Consider the following 22,322-nt stretch of genomic DNA (forward strand, 5'->3'; position numbering starts at 1 on the left):
AAACTTTTTTAGAATCGTTTCAAAAATCTTTGTATCTATCAAAGGTTGTTAATTATCCTTAATAAGTAGTAATAATTTTTAAGAATGCCGAGGATTCTTGTCATAGACGATGACCCAGCGATTTCAGAACTAGTTGCCGTCAACTTGGAAATGGCTGGCTACGATGTTAGTCAAGCTGAAGACGGCATCAAAGGTCAAGCGCTGGCTCTCCAGCTTCAACCAGACTTGATCATGCTCGATTTAATGTTGCCCAGAGTAGATGGGTTTACAGTTTGCCAACGCCTGCGCCGCGACGATCGCACCTCTGAGATTCCCGTGTTAATGTTGACGGCTTTGAGCCAAACTCAGGACAAGGTAGAAGGCTTTAATGCTGGCGCAGATGACTACCTCACCAAGCCTTTTGAAGTTGAAGAACTGCTGGCGCGGGTGCGGGCACTTTTGCGACGTACTGACCGCATTCCCCAAGCCGCAAAGCACAGTGAGATTCTGAACTATGGATCATTGACCCTCGTTCCCGAAAGATTTGAGGCAATATGGTTCAATGACACGGTGAAATTGACTCATTTGGAATTTGAGCTACTTCACTGCTTACTACAACGCCACGGTCAAACAGTTTCTCCTAGCGAAATCCTCAGAGAAGTTTGGGGCTACGATCCTGATGATGACATAGAAACGATTCGAGTGCATATTCGCCACTTGAGAACCAAGCTAGAACCAGATCCCCGCCACCCCCGCTATATCAAGACAGTGTATGGTGCTGGATACTGTCTTGAATTACCCGGTATACCTCCATCAAATGAAGGGGCTTCAGTGACAGTGGTTGAATGAAATCAGCTAAATTCCCTTAAATCTTGCCATGACTTAGGCAAGAACTCTCTGTAACTCTTATTCCTTATCGTTTAGTTAAGGTTATTAGCGAATTGTGTAGAGATGTTGCAATGCAACGTCTCTACTATTGACATGACAGGGAAATTACTTTATCCCAAGGGTATTAGAGCCTTTTTCCAGATCCAGTGAAAAATTAGAATTAGCCCTCTCTGAAGAAACACTTTGCGTAAAGCTTATGTAGAAAGGGTTCGATAAAATGAAGCTTCCTGCTTCTAGCGATCGCCATCAACGTCCCACATCGACTCAAGCTATTGAACTTCCTCCTGCTGAGAAGAAAGAAGCCAGACTTAATTCATCCTGCTTCCCCTTCTGGTGAGTCGTAAATAATAACAGATACATTGTTAGGAGCGTAAAGCTAGGTGTACGTTCCTAACGGTGCATCTTGAATCGAAGTTATATTGCAGCGATCGCCATGTAATTATAGGGGCACAATATAATCTTGCACCCCTACACATCTGGTCTATTCAATTTAAAATTTTGTACCTTCCTAAATATTAAGGATAAAGACCTCTGTCAGTTAGGGCCTGGGAAACTCTACCCACCCCTAAAGTGTAAGCTGCTAATCTTAAAGAAATTTGCCGCTTATTAGACTGCTGAATCACCTTGCGGTAGGCTTGCACCATCAAATGCTCCATTTCGCGGTTAACTCGCTCCTCATCCCAAAATACATAAGAAAGACCCTGTACCCACTCTAAATAACTGACTACCACACCGCCAGCATTCGCTAAGATGTCTGGTAATACCGTCACACCCCGCGCTTCTAACGCCAAGTTAGCCTCAAGAGTAACCGGCCCGTTAGCTGCTTCTGCGATAATTTGCGCTTGCACCTGATTCACATTTTCTTGTGTGATCTGGTTTTCTAAAGCCGCTGGTATTAAGACATCGCAGGGTAAAGTTAATAAATCTGCATTGCTAATTGGTACAGATTGCGGGAAACCCATAATACTCTTACCATTTTCAGCAGCGTAGATTTTCAACGCCGGAATATCAAGGCCAGCTTCGGAAAATATTCCCCCAGCACCTGTTGAAACAGCGATAATTTTTGCGCCTGCTTCATGTAGTAATTCAGCAGCAGCACCACCGACATTACCAAAACCCTGAATAGCTACTCGCACTCCTACTAAGGATTTACCTTGATCTGCTAGTGCCTCACGCACAATAATCATCGTGCCACGTCCAGTTGCCATTTCTCGCCCCAGTGAACCACCAATGGAAAGCGGTTTACCAGTCACAACCCCTGGTACAGCATGACCAACATTTACTGAGTAAGTGTCCATCATCCAAGCCATTTCACGGGCTGAAGTCCCCATATCTGGCGCAGGAATATCTACAGAAGGCCCAATATCTTTAATTAACTCGCTGATATAACGGCGGCTGATTCGCTCTAATTCGCCAACACTGTAGCGTTTTGGATCTATGGCAATGCCACCTTTACCACCACCATAAGGAATACCTAACAATGCACATTTCCAGGTCATTAGCATTGCCAAAGCCGATACTTCGCGCAATGTCACAGCTGGATGATAACGAATTCCGCCTTTGTAAGGGCCTAAGACATCGCAGTGCTGTACCCGGTGTCCAGCGAGAACCTGTATTTCCCCATTATCTAGTTTCACGGGAATGGAAACTGTGACAACCTTACGCGGGTGGCTGAGGATTTCCAGCAAACCTTGATTTAAATTTAATTCTTTAGCTGCCGCTTCTAAGTAACTACAGGCTTGGTCAAATGGACATATATGCGCTGGAGAAGCAGGTTCTAGCGGTAGTAGTGATTTTGAAATCATAAAATTTTCTCCTAATCACGGTATCTTTACGAACCGGATATCATTCTGTAACTAGCTTATCCTTTTTTTGGGAGAAGTGGTGATTTTGTAGTTTTTGTTACAGTTTTATATTTTATAATGTGCTTCAAGTACAAAGTACTATGGGGACTTAGCTAACGCGATCGCTACATTCTGTCCACCAAAGCCAAAACTCAAACATAAAACCCGCCTAATTTTACTTAGACGTGCTGCTGTAACTATTTCTAAATCAAATTCTGGCTGCTGCAATCCTACACAAGGCGGTAATATTTGATGCTTCAATGCCATGAGAGAAAAAGCTACGCCTAATGCTCCCGATGCTCCTAATGTATGACCTGTGCTTCCTTTGGTAGAACTAACTGCCACGCCTTGGGGAAACAAGTGCTGGATTACCATACTCTCCATCTGGTCATTTAGCTGGGTTGCTGTACCATGAGCATGAATGTAATCAATATCGCTTGGTGATAGACAACTACGTTCTAGACATTGTTTGATAGCTGCGATCGCACTTTTCCCTTCAGGTTCCGGTGAATTACTATGATATGCGTCGTTAGTTAAGCCGAAACCGAGAATTTCACCATACACTTTTGCTTGTCGCTGCTTTGCCAACTCGGCGGATTCCAAGACAAACACAGCCGCACCTTCGCCCAAAACTAAGCCTTCTCGCTGCAAATCAAAGGGATAAGCCCCAGTTTTTGCCAAAGCACCCATCTGCTGAAACCCAGCTAAAGTTAGGGGTGTAATCGGTGCTTCCACTGCACCTGCGATCGCCTGTTGGCATTGCCCAGTTTGGATAAGTAAAGCTGCTTGGGCGATAGACCAAATTCCAGTTGCACAAGCTGCCATCGGTGCCAAAACCATACCTGTTGAACCGATTTGCCTTGCAGCTGCGATCGCATTGATATGAGGTAATATCTCTAACCAATTTCCAAAATCGGAAACCTGCAAATTTTCCCCATCTTTATACATTTGCCGCGCCAACATCTCCCAAGATGCTTGATAAGAGCGACTCGATCCAATGACGACAGCACAATCAGCTAAAGGTGCAACTAACCCAGCATCTCGCAAAGTAGAAGAAACAACCATCTGAGTTAACATTGTCAACTCAAATGGTTGTTGAGCAATTAAACCTAGGGGAAGTGGTTTTATTTCTGGAAATGGCTGATGTAATCTAATTCCAGATTTACCTGCTATCAGATTTTTCCAATTATCGTCTAAACTTCCACCCAAGGCGGAAACTAGACCAATACCAGTGACAAGAACTTTCACTAAATTTAGGAGTTAGGAGTTAGTAGTAGTTATTCTCCCCCTGCTTCCTCTGCCTCCCCTGCTCCCCCTGCTCTCTTCCTATTGCCCTGCTGTTTTCAGATTTTCAGCCCCTTGGGTGACTTTAGCAGAGTCAATGCGATCGCCTTGCTGAATTTTGTTCACTACGTCAAAGCCTTGAGTGACATTGCCAAACACGGCGTAGTTACCATCCAAGAAGGCTAGATCCGCCAACGCAAAGTAAAACTGAGCAGAAGCCGAATCTGGTGCTTGCGATCGCGCCATCGCTACTGCACCCTGTTTATGGGGCAATACGACGGGTTGAGCAGTAGCATCAAATGGTTTGTTGTAAAGCGGAGTATCCGAACCTTTCGGCTTAACTTCTAAAGGTATATAGCGAGCATTTCCCGTTTTTGGGTCAATATAGCTACCCGTTCCCAGCTGATCTGCTGGAACTTTCGGGTTTTTGCTTTGGGGATCGCCCCCTTGAACTACAAACGGTTGGGGTTCGCGTACAACTCGATGGAAAGCTAAACCATCGTAAACACCCTTTTGAACTAAATCTACGAAGTTACCAGCTGTAATGGGGGCATTAGTGCCATCTACTTCGATAGTAATGGGCGAACCTTTAACCGTCATTACCACAGTTGCCTTGCCTTCAAGACGTGGTAAACCAGTGGTTCCAGGAATACTCTCACTACTAGTTTGAGATACAGATGTTGCTTCAGTAGTCGTCTGGGTAGTCGAAGTAGCTGTCGAGGTTGGAGAAGAGGTATTAGAAGCTACCTGCTGTGTTGAACATCCTCCAAGCATCACAGCAGTGATAAGCACAAGAGAAAGCAAAAATTGTGAAATTTTTAACCGCATTGCCAGTTACTGATTTAACCAGAGTATCTTATCGTTTCAAGAGGGAATGGGGAATGGGGAATGGGGAATGGGGAAAAGTTACAGTAAATCTTTCCCCTCCGCACCTCTGCCTTCTATGCCCTATACCCTATGCTCTAATCTCTTAAAGCCCTTCTAACGATACTCCCAAAAAGCGGGCTAACTTCGCACCTTCTGTTTCTAACTCTGTTAAAGATAGGGGTTGTCCAACCCGTGTTAAGGGAATATCTCGCCGCCCCTTAATGCGTAGATAAAGGGCGCGAAGGGGATTAAGACCTTCTTTGACGGCTATTCGCACAGATTGCACATCTTCTATGCGGCTATCAATCTCAATTCGGCGGTTTTTGCCAGGAAAACCCCAACGGAAGATTTTGATTGTGCCAGTTTCCTGATTAAATTCGTTGTAGCCGCCACCCACATCCAATAAAATCACTAGCCATAGGTATGTGGCTAATAGCAAGCCAGCAGTACCATATAATCCCATCACCAAGCCTTGGGGGATAAATACTAGTTGAGTTGGATCGGAAACTATGAGTAAATTAACTTTTAAGTAGCTGGATATCCCAGCCAATAAAAAGCCGCTTGCTCCCAAGGTAACAATAGTTGCCCACCAGTAGTTACTGAACCGACGAGAACCGAGAACATTTTGATGCAGGAGGCGATCGCCTTTGTTAATCGTTGTTGATGTCGTCATTTAACTACAATTGCCTGTGAGATACTCGCTGTGAAATACTCGCACACTGAATGCTACTAGACAGAACTTGACTAAATTGAAGGCTAGTCATTCACCTAAAGAACACTTTAGAGGCTCTGCTGCTTGATTATTTTACCAAACATTGTTGACAAAAACTCAGCTGCGCTCCTGCCTACTGCGACCCATATAATTTATTTGTGAGGGGACGTTATATTATGATTTCTTTACTCACGGGCGGATAAAAATTCTTTCTTCCCTTCCCCCTGCCTCTTTTCGACTTCCTGGAAATGAGTTACCTAGCTACGTCCATCTAGACTAAATTTTCTTACATTTCTGAGAAAAGTTGTGTCAAATTGTAAAATTTCTGATATTCATATTATTTATAAGGTTCGTGTTTCATGCCTAGATTTGCTTCTGTGTATCAGGCAAAAACCCTGAGTAGTGTGATAAGTTAAGAATCATTAAGTTACCAGAAGCTAGATTACTAGCTGATGGTACGTGTAATGGCATAAAGAAAGAGAAATACTGATTTCACAGGTCAGCAACTTCTCAGAATCTCAGTCGCTTAAAAGCAGTTGAGATTGTCAAAAAAAACGTTAATTCCTCACGGCAGCCGGTTACATTGGCTCTCCGTATTGCCTTAGAAACGTTGCAATTTTAGTAAAAAAAGAGGATTTTAGTCCGATGACCATCGCAGTTGGACGTGCGCCCAGTAGAGGGTGGTTTGACGTTCTAGACGACTGGCTCAAGCGCGATCGCTTCGTATTCGTAGGTTGGTCAGGGATACTGTTGTTCCCCTGCGCCTTCCTAGCACTAGGCGGTTGGCTGACCGGCACCACCTTCGTCACCTCTTGGTACACCCACGGATTAGCCTCCTCCTACCTAGAAGGTGCTAACTTCCTAACAGTGGCAGTATCCACCCCCGCCGACAGCATGGGACATTCCCTATTGCTGTTATGGGGACCAGAAGCTCAAGGCGACCTCACCCGTTGGTTCCAACTGGGTGGCTTGTGGCCATTCGTTGCCCTACACGGAGCCTTCGGTTTGATTGGCTTCATGTTACGGCAATTTGAAATTGCGCGTCTAGTAGGAATCCGTCCTTATAACGCCCTCGCCTTCTCAGCTCCCATTGCAGTATTCGTCAGCGTATTCCTGATGTACCCCTTGGGACAATCAAGCTGGTTCTTTGCACCCAGCTTTGGCGTAGCGGCAATTTTCCGGTTCCTGCTATTCTTGCAAGGCTTCCACAACTGGACACTCAACCCCTTCCACATGATGGGTGTTGCTGGTGTATTGGGTGGTGCGCTACTGTGTGCTATTCACGGTGCAACAGTAGAAAACACCTTGTTTGAAGACGGAGATGGAGCTAACACCTTCCGCGCCTTCAATCCCACCCAGTCAGAAGAAACCTATTCAATGGTGACAGCAAACCGTTTCTGGTCACAGATTTTCGGGATTGCTTTCTCAAACAAACGCTGGTTGCACTTTTTTATGTTGTTCGTGCCAGTCACAGGTTTGTGGATGAGTGCCGTCGGCATCGTCGGTTTAGCACTCAACCTACGAGCTTATGATTTCGTCTCCCAAGAATTACGGGCGGCGGAAGACCCTGAGTTTGAAACCTTCTATACCAAAAACATTTTGCTGAACGAGGGTATCCGCGCTTGGATGGCTCCTCAAGATCAACCCCACGAACAATTTGTATTCCCTGAGGAGGTATTACCACGTGGTAACGCTCTCTAATAGACCAAATATATTAGGCGGCACTGGACGCGACCAAGAATCTACTGGCTTTGCCTGGTGGTCTGGTAATGCGCGTTTAATTAATCTATCCGGCAAACTCCTGGGCGCTCACGTTGCCCATGCTGGCTTGATTGTATTCTGGGCAGGAGCGATGACTTTGTTTGAAGTCGCTCACTTCGTTCCTGAAAAACCCATGTACGAACAGGGCTTGATCCTGTTACCTCACCTCGCTACCCAAGGTTGGGGCGTTGGTGCTGGTGGTGAAGTTATCGACACCTTCCCCTACTTTGTGGTCGGTGTACTCCACCTAATTTCTTCAGCCGTCCTTGGCTTTGGCGGTATCTATCATGCCGTTCGTGGTCCAGAAACCTTAGAAGAATACTCTTCTTTCTTTGGTTACGACTGGAAAGACAAGAACAAGATGACCAACATCATCGGCTTCCACCTGATTATTTTAGGATGTGGTGCGTTGCTGTTGGTTCTAAAAGCAATGTTCTTCGGTGGTTTGTATGACACTTGGGCACCAGGCGGTGGTGACGTTCGTGTTATTACTAATCCGACATTGAACCCAGCAGTTATCTTCGGTTATGTAATCAAGTCTCCCTTCGGTGGCGAAGGCTGGATTGTCAGCGTTGATAACTTAGAAGATGTGGTCGGCGGTCACATTTGGATTGCCTTTATCTGTATTGCTGGCGGCGTTTTCCACATTCTTACCAAGCCTTTTGCTTGGTCACGTCGTGCATCCATCTGGTCTGGTGAGGCTTATCTCTCCTACAGCTTGGGCGCTCTTTCCCTGATGGGCTTTATTGCCTCAATCTTTGTTTGGTTCAACAACACCGTTTATCCTAGCGAATTCTTTGGCCCTACAGGTCCTGAAGCTTCTCAAGCTCAAGCTTTGACCTTCTTGATTCGTGACCAACGCTTGGGTGCTAACGTCGGTTCTGCCCAAGGCCCCACAGGTCTAGGTAAATACCTGATGCGCTCTCCAACTGGTGAAATCATCTTCGGTGGTGAAACCATGCGCTTCTGGGATTTCCGTGGCCCTTGGTTGGAGCCTCTACGTGGCCCCAACGGTCTTGACTTGGAAAAAATCAAGAACGATATTCAGCCTTGGCAAGCTCGTCGCGCTGCTGAATACATGACCCACGCTCCTCTGGGTTCTTTGAACTCCGTGGGTGGTGTGGCTACTGAAATTAACTCCTTCAACTACGTATCTCCTCGTGCTTGGTTGGCGACTTCTCACTTCGTACTAGGATTCTTCTTCCTAGTTGGTCACTTGTGGCACGCTGGTCGCGCACGGGCTGCGGCTGGTGGTTTTGAGAAAGGAATTAACCGTGAGACTGAGCCAGTGATGTTCATGGACGACCTAGATTAGGTTGTAAAGTTTATTTCATCACTGACAACTAAATAATTTAAAAGCTCTTGCGTAAAAGCAAGGGCTTTTTTTATAGGAAAATTAGTAAACCTATTGATTAAACTGAACGACTTACCAAGGTCATTAATACCATGAGCGATTCCAATTTTATTGATGCTTTACGATGGACATCTGAAGCTAAGGAAAAATTGCAAAATATTCCCTTTTTTGTCCGCTCTCAAGCTAAAGCCAGAATTGAACAGCTGGCTCGTGAAGCAGGACAAGAGCTTGTGACAGCGAATTTGGTAGAACAAGCTAGGCTTGAGTTTGGACAATAAAACATTCTGGAGGTCGTAACAATGACAGTCGCAAAGAATCGAGCAGACCGAGTAATGCTTTATGACATTAGCTGGCAGCAGTTTGAAAATCTTTTAAAAGATTTGGGAGAGCATCGCGCAGCACGGTTAGCTTACGATCGCACCACCTTAGAAATTATGACACCTTTACCTGAACACGAACATTACAAAGAGGTAATTAGCGATTTGGTCAAAGACATCGCTGAAGAGTTGGCTATAGATTATGAAAGTTATGGCTCGACTACTTGGAAGCGAGAAAGCCGAATGGCAGGGGTAGAGTCAGATAACTGCTTCTATTTCCAGAATGAAGCTGCGATTCGCGGTAGATTGGATCTAGACTTAAAACAAGACCCACCGCCTGATTTGGCACTGGAAATTGATGTTACCAGTAAATCTTTAGATCGTTTTCCCATTTATGCCCGCTTAGGAGTACCAGAACTCTGGTGTTATGATTCTGGTGAACTAAAGATTTATCTCCTGCAAAATGGGGAATATGTCGAGTCAGAGAAGAGTTTAGTGTTTCCTACTTTAGAAATTCGATATCTGCCGAAACTGATTGAGCAAAATCGGGCAGATGGCAGAAGGGCAATTCGTCAGGCAGTGCGGGAATGGGCTAAGGTAATTCGTAATTCGTAATTCTGAATTAGTATCAGCTTCCTCCCACATTCATCGCTGCTAAAAAAGCCTTCTGGCTCACATCTCTGTAAACTGTATTCAAATACTTCATTACCACATCACTTGAAGTTGAACTTACTGCATTTTCCTCTTCCTTCGCTAGGGGGATTGCTCCTAATACATCTAATACCATCTCGCTAGTGGATGGTGCAATCACTACCAAGGATGACTCTAATGGCTCATTGTATTGCCAGAAAGAATCGATTTTTACCGAGTACTTGTTATTAGGAATTGACTGTTGGATATCAGGCGTTTCTATGGTATTGGGTTGAATCTTGGCGCTACGTAATTGACGTAAATCGCTGATAATTTTCTCTTTAGTGCGTCCGCGCAATTGAAATAATACAAAAGGGTCTTCACTGAAGCGATCGCCTAACTGATAGTACAAGGCACCAATGTGTTTACAGGGATTTGCTTTATCAGGACACGAGCATTTACTCTGGACATCAGCAAGGGTAAAAGGAAATATCGAAAGACCATTAGCCGTGAAGACTTCTTCTATATTTTGTGGCATTTCTCCAGCTAGTAGTTTGGCAGCAAAAATTGCCCTTTGGGACATGGTTTCAATTACATAACCCCACTGTTCATCGCTAAAAGGTTCAAGGGAAAGAGAAACTTTATAAGGTTCTACTTCACTACCTTGCACTCTAGCTAATACTTTTGCACCTTTAAATTCGATGCTGAGAACATTTCCTTGACGAGCATAATTTCTCGCACGTTCTAAACGTTTTTTAAAGCGATAAGAATCTAGTAAGTCTAACCATTGTTGCGACCACCATTCTCGGCTTGCTTGTAATGTGTAATTAGTCATAATTAATTCAAAAATTTAGTAGTCTGCTATATCGGTGTGAGTTCGTAGTGAGCGCTTTAGCACTCAAATTAAAGACTAAAGTCCTTACTAAAAACTTATTCTGCATCATCATCAATTACTGCACTGCGGTCAAGTATTAGTAAGTTGCGAAGTTGGTCTGTATCCAGTTCAGTCAACCATTCTTCACCAGCACCCACAACTTGTTCAGCCAGTTGTTTTTTACTTTCAATCATGTCATGAATTTTTTCTTCTAAAGTGCCCGTGCAAACAAATTTATGTACTTGTACATTGCGAGTTTGACCAATCCGAAATACTCTATCTGTGGCTTGATTTTCCACGGCTGGATTCCACCATCTATCAAAGTGGAATACATGATTTGCTCGTGTTAAATTCAGACCGACTCCACCCGCTTTCAGAGAAAGAATCATAATCGGTGGCCCTTGAGGATCGTGTTGGAAACGGTCAATCATTTCCTCACGTTGTTTTTTGCTGGTGCTGCCATATAAAAAGAATATTTCTCGACCTAGCTGTTTTTCTAAATAGGGTTTAAGTAATTTACCCCACTCAGCAAATTGTGTGAAGATTAAAGCGCGATCGCCTTCTGCTAAAACTTCTTCTAACATCTCTTCTAGCCGCAGTAGTTTGGCTGAATTATGTTGCTCTAATGTCGCATGTTTCAAATATTGGGCTGGGTGATTGCAGATTTGTTTAAGTTTGATTAGCAAAGCTAAAATCATTCCCCGACGTTGCAATCCTTCAGCAGATTCTATCTCTGCTAAAGATTGTTCTACAACTTGTTGATAAAGTGCGGCTTGTTCACCAGTTAAACCGCAAAATACGGTCATTTCTTGCTTATCTGGTAAGTCTTGAATGATGTCCCGATCGCTCTTCAATCGCCGCAGTATAAATGGTTGCACTAATGAACGTAACTGAGTCAAAGAAGCGGTATCCCCATACTTTTCAATTGGCATGGCAAACCGACGCTGGAAAAATTGCTTATTGCCTAAATACCCTGGATTTAGAAAATCTAAAATAGACCATAGTTCTTGCAGCCTATTTTCTACTGGTGTCCCCGTCAATGCAATGCGAAATGTCGCTTCTAGTTCCCGCACTGCTTTTGACTGCTTCGCCTCTGGGTTTTTCACATTTTGGGCTTCGTCTAAAACAATTATCTGCCAAGAGACACTTTGCAATGATTTGATATCTCGATGAAGCAGTGAGTAGCTAGTAACGATTAAATCATGTTTTTTTACTGCTTCTAAAAATACTTTCCCTTTTGGGCGTTTGTCACCGTGATATTGCAAAATTTTCAGGCTTGGTGCAAATTTATTGACTTCTCTTTCCCAGTTACCTAAAACAGAAGTTGGACAAACTAATAGTGTTGGATTTTCTAGTACATCCTGTTCTTTTAGATGTAGCAAAAAAGCAATAAACTGCACGGTTTTACCGAGTCCCATATCGTCGGCAAGACACGCGCCTAAGCCCCAACGTTCTAAGAAGGACAGCCAAGCTGCACCACGTTCTTGATAAGGCCGTAACTGCCCTTTAAAGCCTGCTGGTGTAGGTAAAGGTGCGATCGCTTGATTATTACTTAACGCCCCAATCAACTCTTGCAATGCTCCAGATGCCTCAAAGCTGACCACTGGTAATTTTTCAATTACTTGGGTATCCCCTGTACTGAAACGCAAGGCATCTTCCAAGGAAAGGGCCATTTGGTCTTTGCGAGTGGTAAAAAAGGTTTGGGCTGTCTTGATGTCTTGAGGCCGTAATTCCACCCACTCGCCGTTAATTTCTACTAGCGGACTATTTAAAGCCACAAGTTTATCAAACTCGGCTTTAGAAATAGTTTGTCCACCAATTGCCAATTGCCATTGGAAATTTAGCAGACTTTGTAACCCTAAACGTCCCTGCTTTTTCTTTGGGGTTTCGGCAGTAATTTTCAAACCCAAACGATTTGCCCATCCTTCGCGGTTCGCCAAACTAGGAGGCAAAATTACTCCTAAACCACTGTCTTCTAACCTCCAAGCTACAGCTTTGATAAACTCATAAGCTTGCATGGGGGTGATCCGAGAAAATTGGGGATATTCGGTTTCAAAACTGGGTGCGATCGCTGGATATAATCGAGAAGCTAGCCCCAAACCTCGCAAAAAGGTTTCCTGTGGTTGCTCAATTGTCCGATTTTCATAAACCAAACGTTCAACTGGATTGTTCCAAATAGTTGCCGCATCCACCACAAACTCAGGATCGTCAGCTGCTTGCAGAAAATACGCCAATGTCCAATCTGTTTCACCTGACTCTGGAGAACGCAGTTGAAAACAAGTACGAAATAGAGTTTTAAGAGTTAATTGGTACTGTAGCGGCATCGTCCAAGCCTTCAGTGCCGCTTCCAGTCGTTCCACTTCAATAGCATCTGCGTTAACTGTACTAGATTCACTAGTTAAGCCTTGCAACCACTGTCGCACTCCACCTGGTAAAGATGCCATCACTTTCGCTTCCATTGGAGGCTGAGAACCTAGCATCCCTCGCAGTTGCTTATCTATCGTACTGTTGAGAAATCCCAAAAGTAATTCTTGAGGTTCGGCTGGAAAATCTACATACATTGGGCATTCGGCATGGTTATTTTCCTTGTCCCCTTGTCCCCTTGTCTCCTTGTCCTCCTTGTCTCCCCCATCTCCCTGATAAGTGCGACAAACCAATGGCATATCCACAGAAAATTTTTCTAGGCGAGTTCCATCTACAGCACTGTCTAGAAGTACTTGCCATTTAGCAGCAAATGCACCGTCTGATTGCTGTTCAATTCTTGGTAAAAACTTACACCGCGAGATTAAATCTAAACTCCATCGGGAAACTTGCGACCAAAAACGTAAATCTCCTCCTAAAAAGGCATCTTCCCCTTTTGCAGCATTTAGGGGAATAGCAGCGAGAAATTTTACTGCTTCGCTGGGGTTAAGACAAAAACCCTCAACTTGCCACGGTTGTAAATATTGCGGGGAGTCTGTGTCTAGTCCCAAGCTGGCAGAATGTATGGGGAAAATTGCAGATGTTCCTTCTACAGTATTTTCAGCGATATGAGTTGGTAGGGCAATGATTTGTGAATGCGTTGGTAACTTTATCTCAGTCGTACTGACGGTTTTACGTGTTCGTCCAGTAGTAGCATTCGCAACTTGGGGTTTCTGGATGAAGTTGGTAATCGCCATGTTCTGGGAAACTAACCACTCACTCAACTCCACTGATGTCATTGCCAATGGATGTAGGGGTATATCTCCAGATCCATTAGACTCAAAATTCGCTCGTAGCGATCGCCAAGTTTCTCCCCAAATAAATAAACAACCTTTTTGACTTTGTAATAACCAATTCCCGTGTAAAATCGCCATTTGCTAACTACTCAGATTCTCGTAAAATTAAATAATTTAACTCGCAAAACTCTAATTATTAAATCTTGCCAATAGCATTTATAATCAAATCATTGTACACAAATAATTTTCAAATAATCATTCTGTATAAATATTATTAGTAATGAATTTCCCCATTGTTAAAGTTATAAAAAATAACATAACAGTAGAACTAGATTATATTCATCCTCAAGAACAGGAGGTTGTAAGAACATTACTCAATGTTGTAATTGTTGAAGGTAAAACTTATCCCCAAAGGCAACCTCTATCTCAGGCAGAATTTTCAACTTACTGGTTAAGCAAGGATGCCTTTGTTGTCAGGACATCTGGTAAGGATGCTACACACAAGCCCAAAGAAATATTAGGGGCGTTTTATTTAAAACCAAATTTCCCTGGTCGGTGTTGCCATATTTGCAACGCTGGTTTTATTGTACAACCTGGGTTACGCGGTCAGGGGATCGGGCGGTTTATGGGGGAGGCTATGCTCTTGATAGCAGCAAACCTGGGCTACGAAGCAGTAATGTTCAATTTGGTCTTTGAAACTAATATACCTTCAATTACCCTTTGGCAATCGTTAGGATTTGAGATTATTGGACGAATTCCGCGTGCGGCGAAGCTAGGAGATGAACAAGTGGTAGATGCGCTGATGATGTATCGTGCTTTGGCTTGAACACTTCTCTATCTTTGTATGTACTAGAAGTCAGCCCTAGTGCATAAATGTTAGGATTGCCACAGAAAGAGAATAGCGAAAGAGAAGGAAAAAGAACTGAATGGCAGAAGTTGATAAGTCAATATCCTTCGATGGCAGGGATATTCGACTGAAAGTAGGCTTGCTAGCTCCCCAGGCAGGTGGGTCGGTTTTGATAGAATCAGGGGACACATCCGTTTTAGTGACAGCTACGCGATCGCAAGCCAGAGAAGGCATTGATTTTCTTCCCCTCACAGTAGATTACGAAGAAAGACTGTATGCAGCTGGTAGGATTCCCGGCGGGATCATGCGGCGGGAAGGTCGTCCACCAGAAAAAACAATTCTCACCAGCCGTCTTATAGACCGTCCCATGCGTCCCTTGTTCCCTTCATGGTTACGGGATGACCTGCAAATTATCGCCTTAACGCTATCGATGGACGAGTTGGTTCCACCCGATGTGCTAGCAGTTACAGGCGCTTCCATCGCTACCCTGATTGCCCAGATTCCTTTTAATGGGCCAATGGCAGCAGTTCGCGTTGGTTTAGTGGGAGATGATTTCATTATTAACCCCACTTATGCAGAAATTGAAGCCGGAGATTTGGATCTGGTAGTAGCCGGTTCACCACATGGCGTAATCATGGTGGAAGCGGGAGCCAATCAGTTGCCAGAGCGAGATATCATCGAGGCAATTGACTTTGGTTATGAAGCAGTGCGGGACTTAATCAAAGCGCAGCAAGATTTAGTAGCAGAACTGGGTCTGGTCATAGTGCAAGAAGGGCCACCAGAAGTAGACCAGACGCTAGAAAATTATATCCGCGATCGCGCTAGCGGCCAGATTAAGAAAATCCTGTCTCAATTTACCTTCACCAAACCCGAACGCGATGCAGCTTTAGATGTCGTCAAGGATGAAATTGCCACGACGATTAAAGAACTGCCAGAAGAAGACCCAATTCGAGTTGCCGCAACTGCAAATAGCAAGGCACTTGGTAACACTTTTAAAGATATTACCAAGTACTTCATGCGGCGGCAAATCATCGAAGATAACGTTCGCGTTGATGGTCGCAAACTCGATGAAGTGCGTCGTGTTTCTTGTTTAGTTGGTGTCTTACCAAAGCGAGTCCACGGTAGCGGTTTATTTAACCGGGAACTAACTCAAGTATTATCCACTTGTACTTTGGGTACACCGGGTGATGCTCAAAACCTCAACGATGATATGCAGTTAGACCAACATAAGCGTTATCTGCATCATTACAACTTCCCGCCGTTCTCAGTCGGGGAAACCAAGCCAATGCGTTCTCCAGGAAGGCGTGAAATTGGTCACGGGGCATTAGCAGAGCGATCGCTAATTCCTGTGTTACCCTCAAAAGAACAATTTCCCTATGTGATTCGCATCGTATCGGAAGTACTTTCTTCCAACGGTTCCACCTCAATGGGTTCAGTCTGCGGTTCCACCCTCGCCCTCATGGATGCTGGTGTACCAATTCTGAAACCCGTCAGTGGCGCAGCAATGGGTCTGATTAAGGATGGGGACGAAGTACGAATCCTCACCGACATTCAGGGCATTGAAGACTTTTTGGGCGATATGGACTTCAAGGTTGCCGGGACGGATACCGGAATTACCGCCTTGCAAATGGATATGAAAATCCCCGGTTTGTCATTGGATGTTATTTCCCAAGCCGTCCACCAAGCCAAAGCAGCCAGGTTGCACATTCTGGAGAAAATGCTCGCCTGCATTGACACGCCACGGATTGAAACCTCACCTTATGCCCCACGTCTGTTAACAATCAAGATTGACTCAGATATGATTGGTCTGGTCATCGGGCCTGGAGGCAAGACTATTAAGGGTATCACAGAGGAAACTGGTGCAAAAATTGACATCGAAGATGATGGCACCGTGACAATTTCGGCTGTGGATGAGAACAAGGCCAAGAGAGCCAGAAATATCATCCAAGGCATGACGCGCAAGCTCCACGAAGGGGATGTCTATGCAGGACGCATTACTCGGATTATACCGATAGGTGCATTTGTGGAATTTCTGCCTGGGAAAGAAGGAATGATCCACATCTCACAACTAGCTGACTACCGCGTTGGCAAAGTTGAGGATGAAGTAGCGGTGGGCGATGAAGTGATTATCAAAGTCCGCGAAATTGATAACAAAGGTCGGATTAATCTCACCCGCTTGGGTATCCACCCAGATCAAGCAGCAGCAGCAAGAGAAGCTGCGGCGGTGAATCGGTAACTCGATTTGGGATTTTAGATTTTATCTAAAATCCGCGATGCCTACTGTGAAGGCATCGCCGTATGCTTCTCCAAATTAGTTGCACGAAATTTATTGAAACTCCTACTTGTAAATCTCTCTGATGACTATAAAAGATAAGTAACTAAGCCTAAATAAATTAAAGTTTGTAGTAAGGACTTTAGTCCTAATAATCCTACTTTTGAGCGATTTATCTCTCAAAAGTAGGATTTTATTTTATGTTTAATTTTACTATGATTAACTTTACTATTATGTTTAATTTTAAATACCTACTTAATACCATATAGCAATTCTCAATTGCATAAAAATTGCAGGGAAGGACAGTAAAATTCAAAGCCTTTATCCTTTTCGGCTAAGGTGTACATACAACTCTGTACAAGGTACAAAACGACATTATATCCTCCTGAATTCACCTTAAAAAGGCTCTTACAGGACTTACGCAAAGAATAGTCCAAACTTTGATTATTGGGTAGGGTAAATTCATGAATTGCCCCTACTGCGTGTAATTTGGCATAAGTCCTATACTATTACGGTAGAGGAAATCTAAATACTGTGGGACAACTTTAAAAGACTTGTGTATACACCCTAGCATAGCGTCTTTGACAGGAGAAGAGTTAAGCAAAAAACGGGATAAAAAACACAATTTTTTTGAGTTAAGCGATCGCAAATCATTTAACTTTTATGAAATAAAAAATAGATAACTTGTTACTTGACAAAGCTCATACTTCGATAAAGTTTAGTTATCTAATAAAATAAAAATAAGAGTTCTTTGGGTTTTGCGATCGCTACCAAAGCTCCAATTATTTTTAACTAAAATTTAAGTTGTCATCAATAAAGATAACTTATGTGTTTCGCCATTTTTTGGTAGCAGATAATGTTTACCTCTAACAGTGTAGTTATGTCTATTCCTAACGACTTATTTATTAGCTCAAAGTTGAATAAATTAGCAAGTATTAAATTAGTAAAGCCTGCTTAAATACCACACTAAATCTAGAGGTTTTTCGTATTTTAATTTATTATTAATTACTTAGAAATAAACCTTGCTATTAAATACTAAATATGTCATATTAAATACTTCATTCAGAACTAGATATATTGACACAATGTTAGCTACATATCTAAAATCTCTCAATGAGAACGATCGAGTTCTCAACAATGAAGGTGAAGATGTCATCCAAGGATTAATTCAAAGTCACAAAACTTTACCCCCTAAATATTTTTATGATGATTACGGCTCAGAACTATTTGAACAAATATGCGAATTATCAGAATATTACCCAACACGAACAGAAGCATGGATTTTAAGCGAATATGCCGATGAAATAGCTCAGATAACAGGTAATTGTGAACTTGTAGAGTTAGGCAGTGGCAGTTCTACAAAAACTCTTTTTTTGCTAGATGCTTACCAAAAAATTGCAAGCCACTGTAGATATATACCCATTGATGTTAGTCATGGCATCCTTAAATCTAGCGTAATCAAATTACAACATAAATATCCAAATTTCTTTGTTGAGGGATTAATAGGAACCTACGAACAAGCCTTAACGAAGCTAGAATCAACATTTGCAGCATCAAGGATGATTTTTTTCTTAGGCAGTTCTCTTGGAAATTTTAATCCCCGAGAATGTGATAATTTTTTAAGCCAAATTACTAGGACTTTGCAAGCAGGCGACTACTTTCTTTTGGGGATTGATTTACAAAAACCCAAGGAAATTTTGGAGCCAGCTTATAATGATAGTCAGGGAGTAACGGCTGCTTTTAATTTAAATATCCTTTCTCATTTAAATTGGCGTTTTCAAGGTAATTTTGACCTCAGCTTATTCACTCACCAAGCTATTTACAATCAAAATGATGCTCAAATAGAAATGTATCTGCATTGCCAAAAGAGTCATGAGATATCTTTAGAAACGCTAGATTTGCAAGTTGCCTTTGCAGATGGAGAGAGCATTCTCACCGAAATTTCTCGCAAGTTTGATTTAGTAACTATGCAAAAACAACTGGAGACACATGGACTGAAGACTTTAAAAACTTGGACAGATCCCAATCAGTGGTTTGGGTTAATTCTTTGCCAAGCTTAAATTTTGCTTCCCCAAGTTTGAATATAAATAGATATATCCGTGAATTAGGCTTTAAATCTTAACTTACAAAGCTTATGCTTTGTTCACAAATGGCACTTACTTAAGGCGGATAGGCATTGATTATCCTACAACATCTCAGCATTTTTAGCCATTTTATAAATGCTTAAGTAAGTGGCATTTTTTTTGTTCATGGATATGTTTCATTTAGCAAAATCTAACCTATCTAGAAAATATCAACAGAGTCGGAATGCAATCAAGAATTAACAATTTTTTGATTAATGTCAAGTAAATCAAGCAAAGTTAATCGTCTATATAATAGCAATTGAGTTATATCATGAACAGTCTTCAATCTACTCATCCGCCTAAACTAGATAGTTGCGATCGCCAAGTTATCCTCAATTATTTTGAGAATGCTTGGCAACTAGAAGATATGCTGATGAAAACTTTAATAGGAGAAGATACATTTTATCTCAATCCCGATCCTTTGAGAAACCCTCTAATTTTCTATCTGGGACATTCGGCTGTTTTCTATATCAATAAATTAATTAGCGTTGGATTATTAGAAAAAAGGATCAATCCAGACTATGAAATTTTGTTTGAAATTGGAGTTGATCCAGAGATAGCAGAAGAATTAAATCAAGCGATCGCTCATTTGGAATGGCCACAAGTTGCACAAACTTGGGAGTATCGAAAACAAGCGTATACGGTAATTTCTGAAGTAATTAAAACTACTGAGATTACTCTACCAATTCACCCTACTCATCCCCTCTGGGCTCTAATGATGGGGATTGAACACCAGCGTATTCATATTGAAACCTCTTCGATGTTAATTCGCCAATTACCAATTGAGAGAGTGAAACGCCCTCAAAACTGGCAATATGCCCCTTTTAATGGCTACACTGCTCAAAACGAAATGATACAAGTTGCTGGTGGGGTAGTAAAGCTGGGTAAAGCTTTTGACGATCTAACCTATGGATGGGATATTGATTATGGCGATCGCACTATTGAAGTAGAACCTTTTTTAGCCAGTAAATATCTGATTACCAATTCCGATTTTAGTTATTTTGTCAAGGCTGGTGGCTACGAAAATCAAGAGTATTGGGATAACGAATCTTGGCATTGGAAAACTGAAAACAACATTCAATATCCCAAATTTTGGATACCTCAAAATGGCAGTTACAAGTATCGAGCCATGTTTGATGAAATCGACTTACCTTTAGATTGGCCTGTAGAGGTCAATCACTATGAAGCAATAGCTTACTGTCGTTGGCAAGGTAAAAATACCCGTTTAATGAGTGAAAACGAATATCATTTAGCAACTTATAGTAGTGCTTTGGTAGAAGCTGTAGACAATTACAATATCAATTTAAAATTTGGCTCACCTAGTCCAGTAGGAATGTTAGAAACCGCCAAAAGTCATTCTGGTTTGTACGATTTACGCGGAAATGTTTGGGAACACTTGAGTGATAATTTAAATCCTTTCGCAGGATATAAGCCTCATTTTCTTTACGAAGATAATTCTGCAATATTTTTTGATAATAAGCATCAGATGATGTTAGGAGGATGCTGGATAACTAACGGTACAGAAGCTTTAAAATATTATCGCAACTGGTTCCGTCCTAATTTTCATCAACACGCCGGTTTTAGGATTGTTCAAGATATCAAGCATTAAGCCCAACATGAGGTTTTAGAAAAATAATTTGCAGGATACTAATAGTTACAGAATAGCAGTTTTTACATCTTCTATTTCTCCCTGTAATCACTAGGCTCAATTTTTGTTGAGGCAGTAAACATATTACTAGCCTAAAATCTAGGAGAAATAGTACGAAAAATCATCTAAAATGAAATTAGATTAATGCGAACTACCTTTGCATTTTAATCGCAAAATAAAAACGGGAAATTATTAACCATGAGACCAGATCCTATTCCTCCACAACCCGGTCAAGAGTCAGTTTGGGATTATCCACGTCCGGCTCGTTTAGAAGATACAAACAAATCAATTCGGATAATTGTTAATAATATTGTTTTAGCAGAAACAAGTAAAGCTAAAAGAGTCATAGAAACTAGCCATCCTCCTTCTTATTACATTCCTTCAGAAGATATTAAACTAGAATATCTGATAGAAACACCTAAAAAAAGTTGGTGTGAATGGAAAGGTAAGTGTCAGTATTATGATATAGGCATCGGTGATAAGTATATAAATAACGCTGCTTGGCGATATTTTGACCCCACATCTGATTTTGTAACTATTCAAGAATCCTATGCTTTTTATCCTAGTTTAATGGATGCTTGCTATGTAAATGATGAGCTAGTTATGTCTCAACCTGGTGATTTTTATGGGGGATGGATTACCTCTGATATTGTCGGGCCATTTAAAGGTAGTCTAGGAACAATGGGGTGGTAATTTTTGACATAAAATTAATGAGTCAGACTACAAAACCAAAATGTTGCAGAGCCTCCTAAATTCTCCTTAAAAAGGAAGAATTTAAGAGATTTTCCTTAAAAAGAGAAGTTAGGGGAATAAAAAGCTTGTGAGACAATTTTAAAAGACTTGTGTGTACACTGTAGCCAAAAATTAAAAGATTGGTTTTATATATTTAAAGTTCTCAATCAATCTAAAGTATTAGACAACTTCATGGTGATCTGCTCCAAATAAGCTACAGGAAACATAATTCCTGGCTTCTTTGTAGGAGGATTTAGGGTGTTGAATAACCTGTCCCAAAATCCCTGAATTCCATAGTTTTTCTTGAAACAACTGTGGTGAAGACAATAAAATATTTGCTGAACAATGGTACAAGTAATAGCAATTTTTAGATAAAATTCAACCTCGAAGCAGAAATTAAAAAACTTTCTCATATCTGCATCTTTTTAGTAGTTGTGGAATTAAAGCCTTTTTGCAAGTATAAATTATTTGTTTTTGTATTTTACGAGGTTATAAATAGCGTTTCTCAATTGTATAGGATAAGAACACCCCCTTCCGGCTAGCGTTGGTGACTAAGCCTCAAAGCCTCTCTCCTTTTAAGAAAGAGAAATGGAAGTGATAGCAAAATCATCGCATCCATAGATGATGTGTAGTGGCTTACCGCAGTGTACGAGAAGCGCTATGTAGCAATCTGATTTGCAGATATCCATCACAAAGCGATCGCGCAGAGCCTCTACTGTAGGCGATCGCAAAAATTTTCAGTTTACTAATATTTGTAATTATTTTCTCGTATCTACTTAGTGACAGAATTTTTGTGACTAGATTAGTAATTTTAAACATAACGCAGCAAATGATACAATTTGGATTGGATTAATGCAAACTTCTTTTAGCTTTTAATTGCAATGTGAAAAAAGACATGAAATTACCAAAATCAGATTAAGTAAGTGGGCGTAAATAATTGTCGTTGGGATAAGGCAATAGAAAATAGTCAATAGGCAATAGGTATAAGGGTTT

17 protein-coding genes are annotated in these 22,322 nt (G+C 41.9%); 10 read left to right on the plus strand and 7 right to left on the minus strand.

The window, feature by feature from the left end; translation table 11 throughout:
- Positions 1-84 precede the first annotated feature (84 nt).
- Positions 85-828, plus strand: coding sequence for a response regulator transcription factor (locus tag V7K69_RS11275; protein WP_094331110.1), 744 nt, complete (start codon positions 85-87; stop codon positions 826-828).
- 554 nt (positions 829-1,382) lie between these two features.
- Here V7K69_RS11275 and V7K69_RS11280 read toward each other — a convergent pair.
- The 4 genes from V7K69_RS11280 to V7K69_RS11295 form a co-directional block, all read right to left on the minus strand.
- Positions 1,383-2,672 (minus strand): Glu/Leu/Phe/Val family dehydrogenase, encoded by a 1,290-nt coding sequence (locus V7K69_RS11280; protein ID WP_335034283.1) that lies wholly within the window; start codon positions 2,670-2,672, stop codon positions 1,383-1,385.
- A gap of 138 nt (positions 2,673-2,810) precedes the next feature.
- Positions 2,811-3,959: a beta-ketoacyl-ACP synthase gene (locus tag V7K69_RS11285; protein WP_335034285.1), complete on the minus strand. Its 1,149-nt coding sequence runs from the start codon at positions 3,957-3,959 to the stop codon at positions 2,811-2,813.
- A 78-nt stretch (positions 3,960-4,037) separates the two neighbouring features.
- Entirely contained in the window at positions 4,038-4,823 is a 786-nt protein-coding gene (locus V7K69_RS11290; RefSeq protein WP_335034287.1) for a peptidylprolyl isomerase, read from the minus strand.
- A gap of 142 nt (positions 4,824-4,965) precedes the next feature.
- Positions 4,966-5,535, minus strand: coding sequence for a photosystem I assembly protein Ycf4 (locus tag V7K69_RS11295; RefSeq protein WP_335034289.1), 570 nt, complete (start codon positions 5,533-5,535; stop codon positions 4,966-4,968).
- A 684-nt stretch (positions 5,536-6,219) separates the two neighbouring features.
- Between V7K69_RS11295 and psbD the strand changes: the two genes are divergently transcribed.
- The 4 genes from psbD to V7K69_RS11315 all read left to right on the plus strand — a co-directional run bounded on the left by psbD (position 6,220) and on the right by V7K69_RS11315 (position 9,621).
- Positions 6,220-7,275: a photosystem II D2 protein (photosystem q(a) protein) gene (gene psbD / locus V7K69_RS11300; protein WP_012409998.1), complete on the plus strand. Its 1,056-nt coding sequence runs from the start codon at positions 6,220-6,222 to the stop codon at positions 7,273-7,275.
- Positions 7,259-8,650, plus strand: a complete 1,392-nt coding sequence (gene psbC / locus V7K69_RS11305; protein WP_335034291.1) for a photosystem II reaction center protein CP43 — start codon at positions 7,259-7,261, stop codon at positions 8,648-8,650. The genes psbD and psbC overlap by 17 nt, the downstream gene beginning before the upstream one ends.
- 131 nt (positions 8,651-8,781) lie before the next feature.
- Positions 8,782-8,967 carry a PCP reductase family protein gene (locus tag V7K69_RS11310; protein WP_335034293.1) on the plus strand — a complete coding sequence of 62 codons (186 nt, stop codon included), beginning with the start codon at positions 8,782-8,784 and terminating at the stop codon, positions 8,965-8,967.
- Positions 8,968-8,988: 21 nt separating this feature from the next.
- Complete coding sequence (locus V7K69_RS11315) at positions 8,989-9,621, plus strand: Uma2 family endonuclease (RefSeq protein ID WP_335034295.1); 633 nt, start codon at positions 8,989-8,991, stop codon at positions 9,619-9,621.
- A gap of 13 nt (positions 9,622-9,634) precedes the next feature.
- Here V7K69_RS11315 and V7K69_RS11320 read toward each other — a convergent pair whose 3' ends face one another.
- Both V7K69_RS11320 and V7K69_RS11325 read right to left on the minus strand, forming a co-directional pair.
- A complete protein-coding gene (locus V7K69_RS11320; RefSeq protein WP_335034297.1) occupies positions 9,635-10,471 on the minus strand; it encodes an SWIM zinc finger family protein in 837 nt (278 codons plus the stop codon).
- Positions 10,472-10,566: 95 nt separating this feature from the next.
- A complete protein-coding gene (locus tag V7K69_RS11325) occupies positions 10,567-13,845 on the minus strand; it encodes a DEAD/DEAH box helicase (RefSeq protein WP_335034300.1) in 3,279 nt (1,092 codons plus the stop codon).
- Between the two features lie 142 nt (positions 13,846-13,987).
- On the opposite strand from V7K69_RS11325, the gene V7K69_RS11330 reads away from it, so the two are divergent.
- The 5 genes from V7K69_RS11330 (at position 13,988) to V7K69_RS11350 (ending at position 21,290) form a co-directional block, all read left to right on the plus strand.
- On the plus strand, positions 13,988-14,533 hold the full coding sequence (locus V7K69_RS11330; RefSeq protein ID WP_335034302.1) for a GNAT family N-acetyltransferase: 546 nt from the start codon (positions 13,988-13,990) through the stop codon (positions 14,531-14,533).
- 100 nt (positions 14,534-14,633) lie between these two features.
- A complete protein-coding gene (locus V7K69_RS11335; RefSeq protein ID WP_335034304.1) occupies positions 14,634-16,790 on the plus strand; it encodes a polyribonucleotide nucleotidyltransferase in 2,157 nt (718 codons plus the stop codon).
- Between the two features lie 1,121 nt (positions 16,791-17,911).
- Entirely contained in the window at positions 17,912-18,886 is a 975-nt protein-coding gene (egtD, locus tag V7K69_RS11340) for an L-histidine N(alpha)-methyltransferase (RefSeq protein WP_335034306.1), read from the plus strand.
- A 334-nt stretch (positions 18,887-19,220) separates the two neighbouring features.
- A complete protein-coding gene (gene ovoA, locus V7K69_RS11345) occupies positions 19,221-20,558 on the plus strand; it encodes a 5-histidylcysteine sulfoxide synthase (RefSeq protein ID WP_335034308.1) in 1,338 nt (445 codons plus the stop codon).
- A gap of 237 nt (positions 20,559-20,795) precedes the next feature.
- Positions 20,796-21,290, plus strand: coding sequence for a DUF427 domain-containing protein (locus V7K69_RS11350; RefSeq protein ID WP_335034310.1), 495 nt, complete (start codon positions 20,796-20,798; stop codon positions 21,288-21,290).
- A 675-nt stretch (positions 21,291-21,965) separates the two neighbouring features.
- Here the strand turns inward: V7K69_RS11350 and V7K69_RS11355 are convergent.
- Positions 21,966-22,148 (minus strand): hypothetical protein, encoded by a 183-nt coding sequence (locus tag V7K69_RS11355; RefSeq protein WP_335034312.1) that lies wholly within the window; start codon positions 22,146-22,148, stop codon positions 21,966-21,968.
- Positions 22,149-22,322: the final 174 nt, after the last annotated feature.

It is taken from the genome of Nostoc sp., from assembly GCF_036917775.1.
GTDB lineage: Bacteria > Cyanobacteriota > Cyanobacteriia > Cyanobacteriales > Nostocaceae > Nostoc.